The sequence below is a fragment of the Nocardia sp. NPDC050378 genome, assembly GCF_040655675.1.
GTDB classification, from domain to species: Bacteria; Actinomycetota; Actinomycetes; order Mycobacteriales; family Mycobacteriaceae; genus Nocardia; species Nocardia coubleae.
Genome location: NZ_JBFAKI010000002.1, coordinates 1 through 12,825, shown reverse-complemented (window position 1 = coordinate 12,825; position 12,825 = coordinate 1). Strand labels below are relative to the sequence as shown.

The window sequence follows — 12,825 nt, the reverse complement described above, 5'->3', positions numbered from 1 at the left end:
TCTCCCAGTGAGGGAGACCAGTAACGAGGGAGTGTTGCCATGTCCGGTTCGGCCGCCGATTTCCTGACCGAAGTGATCCTGCAGACGATCGCCAACCTGTTCAGCTCGATCAGCGCGGGCTGATCCAGCCCGGTTGCGCCGAAGGGCCGCGTCTCCGTTCCCGGAGACGCGGCCCTCGTGCGTTGTGGCTCAGTTCGCGGCGATGGTCACCTGGTCGAGGACTACCTCGGCCAACGGGGTGCCGTCCGAGCCGCCGCCCGCTACGCCGCCCTTCGCGATCGTGGTCAGCGCGTCCATGCCGGCGACCACCCGTCCGAACGGGGTGTAGTTGGGTGGCAGCATGCTGTCGCGATAGACCAGGAAGAACTGACTGCCGTTGGTGCCCGGTCCCGCGTTGGCCATGGCCACGGTGCCCGCCGGGTACACCGCGCCCGCGAGGTTCTCGTCGCCGAACTTGTAACCGGGACCGCCGAGGCCGGTGGCCGTCGGATCACCGCACTGCAGGACGAAGATGCCCTCGGTGGTGAGCCGGTGACACCGGGTGTGGTCGAAGTAGCCCTCGCCGGCGAGGAAGGCGAACGAGTTCACCGTGCGCGGCGCGGCGGCGGCGTCGAGTTCCAGTTCGACCGTGCCGCAGGTGGTTTCGAGGGTCGCCGTGTAGGCGGCGGCCGGGTCGATGGTGAGCGCGGGCTCGGCAGGCCACTGCTTGCCGTTGGGCAGGCCCGGTGCGGCCGGGCTGCAACCGGGCAGTACCTGCTGCTGCGGCGCGGTCTGCGCGGCAGGCGCGAGGGCGACGAGTGCGGCCGCGGCAACGCCGACGCCGAGCATCGCGCGCCGGAGAGTGCCGATGGATCGAACCTGCGAATGACTGCTCACCTGGGCGGTGTCTCCTCGAAATGGGGTGCTGCCGGACGATGTACCGCGCATCCTGCCAGTCGCGCCCGTCCGCGGCCAGACTTTGGGGCAGGAATCAGCGCGGAGTCAGCTGGACGACCACACCACCCTGTCGCCACGTCTGATAGATGTCGGCTTTGGACGGCTCGCCGTCGGCGGTGTAGCCGATCCCGTTGAACTTGGCGTTCTGCTTGTTGTCCCTGGCGATCACGGTGTACAGGTCGAGCACGGCGGCTTCGTCGGAATGCACGGTGGCGGTGAAGGTCTCCGGTTCCCCGCCGCGAGTGAGCCGCACGTCGGCACCGCCGCGCAGGTTCTTCACCCAGGGGCGCAGCACGGTTCCGATGAGCAGGGTGCCCTCGTGGACCGTGTAGGCCACGGGAATGTCGTAGACCTTGCCGGACTTGCGTCCGGTGACGTGCAGGGTCGCCAGACGCTTACCGACGATGCGCGACACCACCGGCACCTTCAGCAGACCACGCACGAAGGTGTTGACCCGGTTCTGATACGGACGCAATGGCTCGGGGCCGGTGGTTGTCGGTGTTCCGTAAGGGTTTTCGGAGGAGACGCTCATGGCTCCCAGTATCACCGCAGGCGCCGATCAGCGCGCCCGCAGCCGCCACAGCGTGGTCGTCTCGGCGGTGCGGGCGGCGGCCAGCGGGTCGTCTCGATCGCCCGCACGGGGATGGCGGGGGCGAGTGGTGAGCTTGCCCATCACGTGCAGGCCCGCGTCGTCGAGCAGGCGGGCGATCTCCTCGGGCGGGCGCAGGCCGAGCAGTTCGGCCAGGTCCGACAGCACCAGCCAGCCCTCGCCGTGCGGGGTGAGATGGGCGCGCAGGCCGTGTGCGAATTCCCGCAGCATCGACTGATCCTGGTCGTAGACACCACGTTCCAGATCGGAGGTGGGGTCGCCGGGCAGCCAGGGCGGGTTGCACACCACCAGGTCGGCGCGGCCGGGCGGATACAGGGCGGGGCCGGTGACGGCGATCCGATCCGACCAGCCCAGGCGCTCGGCATTGTCGGCCGCGCACCGCAGCGCGCGGGGATTGATGTCGGTGGCGACGATCTCGGAGACACCACGCTGGGCCAGCAGGATCGCGAGCACACCGGTGCCGGTGCCGAGATCGAAGGCGGTGCGGACTTCGGGGTCGAGGGGAGCGTCGGCGACCAGGTCGACGTATTCGCTGCGGGTCGGCGCGAAAACCCCGTAGCCGGGGTGGATGCGGGCACCCAGCGCGGGCACCTCGATGCCCTGTTCGTGCCAGCGCTGCGCGCCGAGGACGCCCAGCAATTCGGCGAAGGTGACAACTCGCGCGCCGTCGGCGCGCCCGTAGGCCGCGGTGCACGCGGCCCGGACATCGGGGGCGCGGCGCAGATCGAGTTCGTTGGCCGCGTCGAGGCAGATGAGTACCTTGCCGAGAATGCCTGCGCGCGTGCGCTTGCGAGCCCGCTCGCGCTGATAGAGGGCACCGAGATCGGTCGGTCCCCGCTTGGCGGGCCTGCGGTCGGCACGGCGACCGAGCGCCTGCAGCAGCTGGCGTCCGTTGTGGTAATCGCCGCGCCACAGCAGCGACTCACCCGCGCGGATGCGGCGGAAGGCGTGATCGGCCGAGAGGGTGTCGTCGGCGACGGTGACGGTGTTCGGGGCGGGCGTGCCGTTCTCCGAATGCCAGTCGGCGTGGAAACGGTTGTTGTCTTCGGTCCAGGCGATGGTGGACACGGGGATCTCCCGGTGGTCGATGTGCTGTGAGACGCGACGAGCACTTCGACGGGAGACGACAGGGGACAACCGCGGTCGCTACCGCGTCGAAATGCGCGGGTCGGCGTCGCCGAGGACCATGCCGAGCGTCACCACTGCTGCCTTTCGAGGGGAGGAAGGTTCCATTCTGCCGTACAGGCCGGATGGACGGCCCACCGGCCGCGATTAGGCTGCGGTCATGACATCTGGACAGACCGAGATCTGGCACAACCCGCGGTGCACCAAGAGCCGGAACGCAACCGCCCACCTCGACGCCAACGGGGTGGAGTACACCGTGCGGCGCTACCTCGACGACCCGCCGACCGTCGAGGAGCTGCGCGCCGTGCTCGCCCGCCTCGGCAAGGAGCCGTGGGACATCACCCGCACCGGCGAGCAGATCGCCAAGGACCTCGACATGGCGAGCTGGGGCCGCACCGCCGCCGACCGGGACCGGTGGCTCCGCGCGCTGGCCGAGCACCCGAAGCTCATCCAGCGCCCGATCGTGCTGACCGCCGACGGTGGCGCCGTCGTCGCCCGCGACGAGGAATCCCTGCGCGCGCTCGACTGAACACCCGCGATTGCCAGGCGATAACTATTCGGGCACGGGGGTAACGTGTCGACCGGATCAGATGATGTAGCTCACATCAGCGCGACACCGTGTCCGCTGCACATCTATTCGGACCGAGCGTGGCCGAGCCTGCGGATCGCCGAGCAGCCCGACCGCGCGCGTGGAGGTTGACATGAAATCGCTTCGCAAGATCGCCGTCGCGACCACCGCCGCCGGGCTCATCGGCGCGTCGACCATGCTCGCCGCGCCGGCGCAAGCCACGCCACCGGGGCGCTGTTCGGCGAATCCCGTCGCGGCCACCGGCGCCTTCTCGCAGTGCGGGGACCCGGTCTGGCACCAGGTGCGCGTCACCTGCTGGGCCTGGTGGAACTGGTTCAGCAGCTACGAGCGCTACGGCCAGCCCGCCTTCCACGGATTCCACTCGCAGACCGCCTGTGACCTGCCCTTCAGCATGCAGACCTGGTCGGTCGTCGTCCACCCGTGACCCTCAGGCTCGGGGGCCTTCGTCCCCGGTGAGCAGGTCGTCGAGGACGGCCCGCGTATCGGGGACGAAGGGCCACGTCGGGTCGCTCAGCGCGGCCCGTAGTTCGGCCTCGGTCCACCACCAGCCGTCCGCGATCTCGGACGGCTGGTGGCGGATCGGACCGTCGTGGCGGTACTCGAAACCGAACAGATGACACCGCAGGTGTCGGCCCGCCCACATACCGTCCCAGGACGCCGTGGCGCGCAGCGGTAGGCGCGTGCCCGGCGTGACGGTGATGCCGAGTTCCTCGCGCAATTCGCGGACCGCCGTGTCGGCCGGGTCCTCGCCCGCGTCGACCACGCCGCCCGCCAGACAGTCGTGCATCCCCGCGAAGACGAGTTTGCTGTCGGTGCGCCGATGCACATAGACGCGCGTCCCGTCCAAGGATCGGACGAGGACGCCCGCACTGGCGTGCCAGAGCCCGTCCCGATAGACGATGCCCCGCTCGGCCGTGCCGGTCACGCGGCCCTCGGCGTCGTACACGGCGAGCAGTTCGGACTCCGGATGCGGCGACACGGCCCGAGACTAACCGGCCTTTCTGCGTAGCGGTGCCGCGTCGGGCGCCGCGACCTCGGGCACGAAGGCGCGGCGGAGGAGATATTGCTGGCAGAGGGTCCACAGGGCGTTCGTCGCGAAGTACACCAGGACCACGATCGGCAGGATCACCCCGCTCACCAGTGCGCCCGCCGGGAACACCCACAGCGACAACGTCCGCATCACCGAGGCCGTCGGGTTGTCGGCGGCCAGGGGCGTGAGGCGAGCGGTGCAGTGCGTGGCGAGCGCGGCGATCACCACCAGCGCCACCACGAACACAGCCGCCGACGCGCCGGCCCCGAACAGCGTCGCCGACAACGGCGCGCCGAAGAGGCGGGCATCGAGAAATGCCCGGACCTCGTCGGCACCGAAGAAGTAGTTCGCGGTGGCCGCGTTGACCTCAGGAGACAACGGTGTGCTCGTCGCGGTGAACGGGCCGACGGCGAACGCCCCGGTCCGGTCGAACGAACGCAGCACATGGAACAGGCCGAGGAAGACCAGGGCCTGCGCGATCATCGGCCCGAAACCCGCGAACAGGCGAACACCATGCTCGCGATGCACCTGCCGGATCTCGACGGCCTGGGTGCGTGGGTCGTCTTCGTGGGTGCGGCGGATGCTGTCGATGCGTGGTTGCAGTGTGCGCAGAACCGCTTGTGACCTGGCTTGGCGCAGCGCTGTCCTGACAAGCAGCGCGCGCACGGTGACAACGAGTGCGACGACGGCGACCAGCCAGGTGATGCCGGTGGCCGGGCCGAAGACGAGGGCCGAAAGCTGATGCCAGCACCACAGGAGTGCGGACACGGGGAAATACACGAAATCGAGCATGGCGGAACGACCTGTCCGAAGGGCGTGCGCGACGGCACGGCAGGGGAGTGGGATCACGGAATCCGACAGGCGCGCGGCCTGTCAGCGGTGATCGATTCCCGGTGCTCGAGGACGTGGACGACCGGCGCCGTCCGGATTGCTCTGCGGCAGGAACGCGCCACGCAGCCTGCGCTGCGCCGAACGGGGCGGACCGGCACACGCGACTCGGACGGGCACGTGCCTGCCGCTGGTGACGGCGACCAGCGCGCACACCATGGCGGCCGCCAGCGCGCCGAAGGCGAGCATGCGCGCGGTCTCGCCGCCGGGGGTCGTCATGAGCACGAAGGCGGGCAGCACGCACGCGAGAACCGCGTACGCCAGAATCATCGCCCGTGCCTGCACGCCGCCGAGCATACCGGCGCGCCAGCACTGTGCCGAGGGATCGAGGCCCGTGATCCGAGCGGCACGTGATCGCGCTACGCTGGCGAGGAACCGGACCGTGGTCACCGGTTGCTGGAACGCTATGTCACGGTCAGTTTTGTGCCGCGTATCGTTGGCACTGTGATCGCATCATCCGCGCAGGCCGAGCAGACCGCTGGCGACGGGCGCGCCACCCGCTGGCAGGGCCACAAGGCCCGGCGCCGCACGGAGATGATCGATGCCGCCATCGAGGTCATCGAGGAACACGGCAACGAGATCTCGGTGCAACTGATCGCCGAACATCTCGGACTGCCGAGACCGGTGGTCTACCGCCACGTCGGCGGCCGCTCCGAACTCGACGCCCTGGCCCGCAGACGCATCCTCGATCTGCTGCTCGCCGAGCTACTGCCGACCCTGCGCCCGGACGGCACCCTCAAAGAGGTGGTGCGCGCGGTGATCCGCACCTACCTCGGCTGGATCGAACGTCACCCGAACCTGCACCGTTTCCTCAGCGACGCCGCACCGCAGGTGGAGGGCGCCCCCACGCTGTCGCCCGCGGGCCGGGAGATGGGTGGTCAGCTTGCCGACATGTTCTCCGCGACCCTGGCCCGCTTCGGCATCGATCCGGCACGCGCCCGGCCGATGGCGCTGGCGGTGGTCGGCTTGGTCGACGCGGTGATCGCCGGCTGGCGCGCCGAACCGGAACCGGTGCTCGGCGCCGAGCAGATCCAGGGCATCCTCACCGAATCGGTGCTGTCGCTGCTGGAGGGCAACGCACGCAGCCTCGGCGTTCCGCTGCAACGGGACTCGCTCGTCGCCGACCTGCTCGTCGCCCCCGAGGCGGCCCCGCCGCCCGAGGACCGCCTGCGCTGAGCCTCAGCCGCGGGCCAGCGCACTGTAGGTGCGCTGCCACAGCCACTCCACCGGCCCGCGCTCGAACCGCCGCAACCACAGGTGGGCGAAGCAGGCGATGAGTGCGACCACCAGCAGGTAGATCCCGATCGTGAACGGCACGCGCGCGGCGTCGGAGACCCGGGCCGCCAATCCGAAACCCCAGCCGTAGCACAGGATTCCGGCGATCAGATTCTGCAAAATGTAGCAGCTCAGCGCGGTGCGGCCGACCTCGCTCAGGCGTGCCCCGATGAAGCCGACGCGCGGATCGCGCAGGTAGTAGGCGGCGACGGCGGCGAGGATGCCGAGCGCCACGAACGGCGCGGTGCCGTACCGGGTGAACAGGACCAGGTCACCACCGCCGAACACGCCGATCGCGAAGTCCACGGGCGCGGCGACGCCGAAACCGATCACCATGAGCCACCGGCGAATTCGTGCGCCCTCGGCTCGGAACACGCCCGCCCGGTACAGGTGGGCGCCGAGCAGGAACAGCGCGATCGACATCGGGAAGACGAAGATCGCCTCGATGCGGAACGTGAGGGCGTTGTCGATCCGGAAGGCGACCAGCTCCCAGAACGAGCCGTCCGCGTAGGGGTTCGGGTCGAGTGTCGAGGGGGTGGCGCGTGTGTCGTCCGGTTCGACGGCGAGTGCGGCCGCGAGCAGCGTCAGCACGCTCACGTGCACGGCGCTTGCCACGATCACCCAACGGCGTTGCGCGCGTTCGCTTGTCGCCAGCAGGTAGGCCACGACGAGACCGGTGACCGCGTACCCCATCAGCACATCGAACTCCGCGACGAGCAGGAAGTTCAGCAAACCGTCCAGGAACAGCAGCGCCGCCCGGATCGGATACTTCCCCGGCCAGTTCCGGCCCGCCCGCCGGGCGGAATCCTGCTGGATCGCCAGCCCGATCCCGAACATCACCGTGAGCAGGCCGAGGAACTTGCCCTGCGCGAGCTGCTGTAGCACCCGCTCGGTCCACATCCACCCGCCCTCGGCGGCCGCACCGAGCCCGTCGAGATAACCGACCAGCCCGGCGGGATCGGTGAAGATCCAGACATTGGTGCCGAGCGTGCCGAGAATCGCTGTGCCGCGCAAGACGTCCAGCGCGGGCAACCGCCGTGGCCCGGCCGTCGCCACTGTTTCGGTATCGGTCTGCGTCACGATCTCGCTCATGATCCGAGTATCGCCAGCGCCGGTGCCGACCGGATCGCCCGCGAGAACCATCGGAGGTCCCCCGTCCGGGGGACCCCGACCCCGATCGATGTGCCGCGCCGGTGCCCGGGGCGACCCCGTGGGGCCGAGATGACGGTGCGGGGGTGGCACGTCGCCTAGGCTCGACAGCATGCAGCGCATCATCGGAATCGAGGTCGAGTACGGCATCTCGACCCCCACGGAGCCGACGGCCAACCCGATCCTCACCTCCACCCAGGCCGTTCTCGCCTACGCGGCCGCCGAAGGGGTGCCGCGCGCCAAGCGCACCCGCTGGGACTACGAGGTGGAATCCCCGCTGCGTGACGCACGCGGTTTCGACCTCAGCCGGATGAGCGGGCCCGCCCCGGTCATCGACGCCGACGAGGTCGGCGCGGCCAACATGATCCTCACCAACGGGGCCCGGCTCTACGTCGACCACGCCCATCCGGAGTACTCCGCGCCCGAGGTCGTCGACCCGCTCGACGCCGTCATCTGGGACAAAGCGGGCGAACGGGTGATGGAGGCCGCGGCGCGCCACGCCTCGAGCGTGCCGGGTGCACCGCGCCTGCAGCTGTACAAGAACAACGTCGACGGCAAGGGCGCCTCCTACGGCACCCACGAGAACTACCTGATGAACCGCGATACGCCGTTCAGCCACATCATCGCCGGTCTCACCCCGTTCTTCGTCTCCCGTCAGGTGATCTGCGGCTCGGGCCGCGTCGGCATCGGCCAGTCCGGTGACCACGCGGGCTTCCAGTTGTCCCAGCGCGCCGACTACATCGAGGTCGAGGTCGGTCTCGAGACCACCCTCAAGCGCGGCATCATCAACACCCGCGACGAACCGCACGCCGACGCGGACAAGTACCGGCGTCTGCACGTCATCATCGGTGACGCCAACCTGGCCGAGATGTCGACCTACCTCAAGGTCGGCACCACCGCGCTGGTGCTCGACCTGATCGAGGCGGGCGAGGACCTCTCGGAGTTCCAGCTGGCCCGTCCCGTCACCGCCGTGCACCAGATCAGCCACGATCCCACGCTGCGCGCCACCGTGGCCCTCGCCGACGGCCGCGAGCTGACCGGCCTTGCGCTGCAACGTCTCTACCACGAGCGGGTCGCGAAGTTCATCGACCGCGAAGGCAACGACGACCCGCGCGTGCGCGATATCGTCGAGAACTGGGCCATGGTGCTCGACCTGCTCGAGCGCGACCCGATGGAATGCGCCAATCTGCTCGACTGGCCGGCCAAACTGCGTCTGCTCGAAGGCATGCGCAGCCGTGAGGGCCTCGGCTGGGCCGCCCCGAAACTGCATTTGATGGATCTGCAGTACTCCGATGTGCGCCTGGACAAGGGCCTCTACAACCGCCTGGTCGCGCGCGGGTCGATGAAGCGTCTGGTCAGCGAGCAGGATGTGCTCGACGCCATGACCAACCCGCCGACCGACACCCGCGCCTACTTCCGCGGCGAGTGCTTGCGCCGGTTCGGTGCCGATATCGCCGCCGCCAGTTGGGATTCGGTGATCTTCGATCTCGGTGGCGATTCGCTGGTCCGCATCCCGACGCTGGAGCCGCGGCGCGGTACGAAAGCCCACGTCGGCAAGCTGCTCGAGGCGGCGGAATCGGCGGCAGATCTTGTCGATCAGCTCACCCACTGAGGCGATCAGCAGCACGACCGGGCGACAATACGATCGCTATTCGACCATGTTGTCGGATCTGCTCGGTAGGGTTGAAGAACGAGCACGATCATTGAGTGGAAGAGGAGGTCGGCTGCCATGGCACAAGAGCAGACCAAGCGCGCCGGGGGTGGCGACGAGGACGAGGGCCCCGAGGGCGACGGTGCGGCAGGACAGGAGCGGCGCGAGAAGCTCGCGGAGGAAACCGACGACCTGCTCGACGAGATCGATGATGTGCTCGAGGAGAACGCCGAGGACTTCGTGCGGGCATATGTGCAGAAGGGCGGCCAGTGACCCAGGGTGACCCGTTGCGTCTGCACGCAGGTCGGACGCTGTCCTCGTTCACCGAACATCTTCGTATGCACGCGCCGGACCTGTTGCCCGCCAACAGGTTCGGCGGCAGCGAGCTCGTCGGCGCGGATTTCGCGCCGCACGGCACGACGATCGTCGCGGTCAGCTACCACGGTGGTGTGCTGATCGCGGGCGATCGTCGCGCCACCCAGGGCAACCTGGTGGCCTCGCGCGATATGGAGAAGGTGTACATCACCGACACCTTCTCGGCCGCGGGCATCGCCGGTACGGCCGGGCTCGCCGTGGAGATGGTGCGGTTGTTCGCGGTGGAACTCGAGTACTACGAGAAGATCGAAGGGGTCTCGCTCACCTTCGACGGCAAGGCCAACAAGCTGTCGAAGATGGTGCGTGAGAACCTGCCCGCCGCCATGCAGGGACTGGCGGTGATCCCGCTGCTCGTCGGTTACGACGATCAGGTCACCGACCCCGACAAGGCCGGGCGGATCGTGTCCTACGACGTGGTCGGTTCGCGCAGCGAGGAACGGTTCGGCTACACCGCCGTCGGTTCGGGCTCGAACTTCGCCAAGTCCTCGCTCAAGAAGCTCTACCGGCGTGGGCTCGATGCGGACCAGGCTCTGCGGATCGCGGTGGAGTCGCTGGTCGATGCCGCCGACGACGACAGTGCCACCGGCGGGCCCGACGCGTTGCGCGGGATCTACCCGACGGTGGTGACCATCGATGCCGAGGGCGCGGCCGATGTCACCGAGGAACGTCTCGGTGAGGTCGCCGCGGCCATCGCGGCCGACCGGGAAGCGGCAGTGAACGGGGGTGCCAGCGCATGACGCTGCCTTACTACGCGTCCGCCGAACAGATCATGCGGGACAAGACCGAGCTCGCCCGCAAGGGCATCGGTCGCGGACGCAGCGTGGTCGTGCTGGTGTACGACAAGGGCGTGCTGTTCGTCGCCGAGAACCCGTCGGCGACCCTACACAAGATCAGCGAGCTCTACGACCGCATCGGGTTCGCCGCGGTCGGTAAATACAACGAGTTCGAGGCCCTGCGCCGCGGCGGCATCCTGCAGGCCGATCTGAAGGGGTACCAGTACGACCGGCGCGATGTCACCGGTCGTTCGCTGGCCAACCTCTACGCCCAGAGTTTGGGTTCGATCTTCACCGATCAGCTCAAGCCCTACGAGGTGGAACTGTGTGTGGCCGAGGTCGGGTACCCGGAACAGGCGCCGACCTCGGTGCTGTACCGGATCACCTTCGACGGGTCGATCGTCGACGAACGCGAGTTCGTCGTGATGGGTGGCACCACCGAACCCATCGTCACCGCGCTCAAGGCCGCATACAAGCCGGGGCTCACCCTGGACGAGGCGTTGAAGGTGGCGATCGGCGCATTGCAGGCCGGTCAGCCCGAAGCCGACAAGGACAAGCGTTCGCTCGGTGTCGCCTCGCTCGAGGTGGCCACCCTCGAACAGGCACGTCCGCGCCGGGCGTTCCGGCGCCTGCAGGGCGCCCCGCTCGAGCAGGCCCTGGCCGGGACCACCGGCAAGAAGGTGACCGAGGCGAAGCTGCCCGAATCCGAGGACGGTTCGGACGGCTGACGCCTGGGTGAAGATCGTGATCGGGCCCGTGAACCACCTCGGTTCACGGGCCCGACCTCGTCGTGGGCACACGGTCGTTCGCTGTCCGAATCGTTGTGAACACGTATGCGAATGGGGTCTCAGAGCGCCGCGCGGGTACTGGTCATGGCTGTAGTGTCGATAGTGTGCAGCGACGAATCATGGGGATCGAGACCGAGTTCGGTGTGACGTGCACCTTCCACGGTCACCGTCGGCTGTCCCCCGACGAGGTGGCCCGGTACCTGTTCCGCCGGGTGGTGTCCTGGGGCCGTAGCTCTAATGTCTTCCTTCGCAACGGTGCCAGGTTGTACCTCGACGTCGGATCGCATCCCGAGTACGCCACGGCCGAATGCGACAGCTTGGTGCAGCTGGTCACCCACGACCGGGCCGGTGAGCGGGTGCTCGAAGAGCTGCTCATCGACGCCGAGCAGCGGCTGGCCGAAGAAGGTATCGGCGGCGACATCTACCTGTTCAAGAACAACACCGACTCCGCGGGCAACTCCTACGGCTGCCACGAGAACTTCCTCGTGGTGCGTGCGGGCGAGTTCTCCCGGATCTCGGATGTGCTGTTGCCGTTCCTGGTGACGCGTCAGCTCATCTGCGGGGCGGGCAAGGTGCTGCAGACGCCGAAGGCGGCCACGTTCTGCCTGTCGCAGCGTGCCGAGCACATCTGGGAAGGTGTGTCCTCGGCGACCACCCGGTCACGCCCGATCATCAACACCCGCGACGAACCACACGCCGACGCCGAGAAGTACCGGCGCCTGCACGTGATCGTCGGCGACTCGAACATGGCCGAACCGACGACGATGCTCAAGGTCGGCACCGCCTCGCTGGTGCTGGAGATGATCGAGGCCGGGGTGTCGTTCCGCGACTTCGCCCTCGACAACCCGATCCGAGCCATCCGCGAGGTGAGCCACGACCTCACCGGCCGCCGACCCGTGCGGCTGGCCGGCGGGCGGCAGGCCAGCGCGCTCGAGATCCAGCGCGAGTACTACGCGCGTGCCGTCGACCACCTGCGCAACCGGGACCGCGACCCGCAGATCGACGCGGTCGTCGACCTGTGGGGCCGCACTCTCGACGCGGTCGAGGCGCAGGACTTCGCCAAGGTGGACACCGAGATCGACTGGGTGATCAAGCGCAAGCTGTTCCAGCGATACCAGGACCGGTACAGCATGGAACTGTCCGATCCCAAGATCGCCCAACTGGACCTCGCCTACCACGACATCAAGCGGGGACGTGGGGTGTTCGACCTGCTGCAGCGCAAGGGGCTGGCGAAGCGGATCACCGAGGACGAGGCGGTGGATGCCGCGGTCGAGACACCGCCGCAGACCACCCGGGCCAAGTTGCGGGGTGACTTCATCACCGCGGCTCAGGAGGCCGGTCGTGATTTCACCGTCGACTGGGTGCATCTGAAGCTCAACGATCAGGCACAGCGGACAGTTCTGTGCAAGGACCCGTTCCGGTCGGTCGACGAGCGAGTCGATCGGCTGATCGCCTCGATGTAGGCGAACCCCCACAGACGGGGGGACCGACAAAACCGGTGGCGCATGGGAGCGAACGCGTAGGCGCCACCGGTTTTGCTGTGTTTTTGGAGCGCTGGCGCGCTCGAGCGCGGCCCCTGGAGGGCCGCGCGAACAGCGCTCGAGACTCGCGCCTGCGGCGCATGCGCTTCGAGCGC

15 protein-coding genes are annotated in these 12,825 nt (G+C 68.6%); 8 read left to right on the top strand and 7 right to left on the bottom strand.

Annotated features, from left to right (window positions below):
* Positions 1–189: 189 nt before the first annotated feature.
* The 3 genes from AB0I35_RS04010 to AB0I35_RS04000 all read right to left on the bottom strand — a co-directional run bounded on the left by AB0I35_RS04010 (position 190) and on the right by AB0I35_RS04000 (position 2,614).
* Complete coding sequence (locus AB0I35_RS04010; RefSeq protein ID WP_357394211.1) at positions 190–876, bottom strand: peptidylprolyl isomerase; 687 nt, start codon at positions 874–876, stop codon at positions 190–192.
* Between the two features lie 94 nt (positions 877–970).
* Positions 971–1,468, bottom strand: coding sequence for a nitroreductase/quinone reductase family protein (locus AB0I35_RS04005; protein ID WP_357394209.1), 498 nt, complete (start codon positions 1,466–1,468; stop codon positions 971–973).
* 27 nt (positions 1,469–1,495) lie between these two features.
* On the bottom strand, positions 1,496–2,614 hold the full coding sequence (locus tag AB0I35_RS04000) for a class I SAM-dependent methyltransferase (protein ID WP_357394207.1): 1,119 nt from the start codon (positions 2,612–2,614) through the stop codon (positions 1,496–1,498).
* Between the two features lie 217 nt (positions 2,615–2,831).
* Between AB0I35_RS04000 and AB0I35_RS03995 the strand changes: the two genes are divergently transcribed.
* On the top strand, positions 2,832–3,200 hold the full coding sequence (locus tag AB0I35_RS03995; protein ID WP_357394205.1) for an arsenate reductase family protein: 369 nt from the start codon (positions 2,832–2,834) through the stop codon (positions 3,198–3,200).
* Between the two features lie 172 nt (positions 3,201–3,372).
* Positions 3,373–3,684: a hypothetical protein gene (locus tag AB0I35_RS03990; RefSeq protein ID WP_067492085.1), complete on the top strand. Its 312-nt coding sequence runs from the start codon at positions 3,373–3,375 to the stop codon at positions 3,682–3,684.
* Between the two features lie 3 nt (positions 3,685–3,687).
* Here the strand turns inward: AB0I35_RS03990 and AB0I35_RS03985 are convergent, their stop codons facing one another.
* The 3 genes from AB0I35_RS03985 to AB0I35_RS03975 form a co-directional block, all read right to left on the bottom strand.
* Positions 3,688–4,239, bottom strand: coding sequence for an NUDIX domain-containing protein (locus AB0I35_RS03985; protein ID WP_357394203.1), 552 nt, complete (start codon positions 4,237–4,239; stop codon positions 3,688–3,690).
* A 9-nt stretch (positions 4,240–4,248) separates the two neighbouring features.
* A complete protein-coding gene (gene yidC / locus AB0I35_RS03980; RefSeq protein WP_357394201.1) occupies positions 4,249–5,082 on the bottom strand; it encodes a membrane protein insertase YidC in 834 nt (277 codons plus the stop codon).
* Between the two features lie 81 nt (positions 5,083–5,163).
* Positions 5,164–5,463, bottom strand: coding sequence for a DUF6412 domain-containing protein (locus tag AB0I35_RS03975; RefSeq protein WP_245655195.1), 300 nt, complete (start codon positions 5,461–5,463; stop codon positions 5,164–5,166).
* 159 nt (positions 5,464–5,622) lie between these two features.
* Here AB0I35_RS03975 and AB0I35_RS03970 point away from each other — a divergent pair, with 159 nt between their 5' ends.
* Complete coding sequence (locus tag AB0I35_RS03970; protein ID WP_225282381.1) at positions 5,623–6,354, top strand: TetR/AcrR family transcriptional regulator; 732 nt, start codon at positions 5,623–5,625, stop codon at positions 6,352–6,354.
* A gap of 3 nt (positions 6,355–6,357) precedes the next feature.
* On the opposite strand, the gene AB0I35_RS03965 is transcribed toward AB0I35_RS03970, so the two are convergent.
* A complete protein-coding gene (locus tag AB0I35_RS03965) occupies positions 6,358–7,545 on the bottom strand; it encodes a DUF418 domain-containing protein (RefSeq protein ID WP_357394199.1) in 1,188 nt (395 codons plus the stop codon).
* Positions 7,546–7,714: 169 nt separating this feature from the next.
* On the opposite strand from AB0I35_RS03965, the gene dop reads away from it, so the two are divergent.
* From dop to pafA, 5 genes are all read left to right on the top strand, one after another.
* Entirely contained in the window at positions 7,715–9,214 is a 1,500-nt protein-coding gene (gene dop / locus AB0I35_RS03960; protein ID WP_357394197.1) for a depupylase/deamidase Dop, read from the top strand.
* Between the two features lie 117 nt (positions 9,215–9,331).
* The gene (locus AB0I35_RS03955) at positions 9,332–9,526 is read left to right on the top strand and encodes a ubiquitin-like protein Pup (RefSeq protein ID WP_067492090.1); all 195 of its coding nucleotides are present in this window, start codon (positions 9,332–9,334) and stop codon (positions 9,524–9,526) included.
* Between the two features lie 65 nt (positions 9,527–9,591).
* A complete protein-coding gene (prcB, locus tag AB0I35_RS03950; protein ID WP_357394195.1) occupies positions 9,592–10,365 on the top strand; it encodes a proteasome subunit beta in 774 nt (257 codons plus the stop codon).
* On the top strand, positions 10,362–11,129 hold the full coding sequence (gene prcA, locus AB0I35_RS03945) for a proteasome subunit alpha (protein WP_357394193.1): 768 nt from the start codon (positions 10,362–10,364) through the stop codon (positions 11,127–11,129). Before prcB ends, prcA begins: the two co-directional genes overlap by 4 nt.
* Positions 11,130–11,293: 164 nt before the next feature.
* Positions 11,294–12,652 (top strand): Pup--protein ligase, encoded by a 1,359-nt coding sequence (pafA, locus tag AB0I35_RS03940; RefSeq protein ID WP_181696425.1) that lies wholly within the window; start codon positions 11,294–11,296, stop codon positions 12,650–12,652.
* Positions 12,653–12,825 lie beyond the last annotated feature (173 nt).

Coding starts and splice junctions, on each gene's coding strand:
- AB0I35_RS04005 (WP_357394209.1), bottom strand. CDS start 1,468: ATGAGCGTCTCCTCCGAAAACCCTTACGGAACACCGACAACCACCGGC.
- AB0I35_RS03990 (WP_067492085.1), top strand. CDS start 3,373: ATGAAATCGCTTCGCAAGATCGCCGTCGCGACCACCGCCGCCGGGCTC.
- prcB (WP_357394195.1), top strand. CDS start 9,592: ATGCACGCGCCGGACCTGTTGCCCGCCAACAGGTTCGGCGGCAGCGAG.
- AB0I35_RS03955 (WP_067492090.1), top strand. CDS start 9,332: ATGGCACAAGAGCAGACCAAGCGCGCCGGGGGTGGCGACGAGGACGAG.
- dop (WP_357394197.1), top strand. CDS start 7,715: ATGCAGCGCATCATCGGAATCGAGGTCGAGTACGGCATCTCGACCCCC.
- yidC (WP_357394201.1), bottom strand. CDS start 5,082: ATGCTCGATTTCGTGTATTTCCCCGTGTCCGCACTCCTGTGGTGCTGG.
- AB0I35_RS03995 (WP_357394205.1), top strand. CDS start 2,832: ATGACATCTGGACAGACCGAGATCTGGCACAACCCGCGGTGCACCAAG.
- AB0I35_RS03965 (WP_357394199.1), bottom strand. CDS start 7,545: ATGAGCGAGATCGTGACGCAGACCGATACCGAAACAGTGGCGACGGCC.
- prcA (WP_357394193.1), top strand. CDS start 10,362: ATGACGCTGCCTTACTACGCGTCCGCCGAACAGATCATGCGGGACAAG.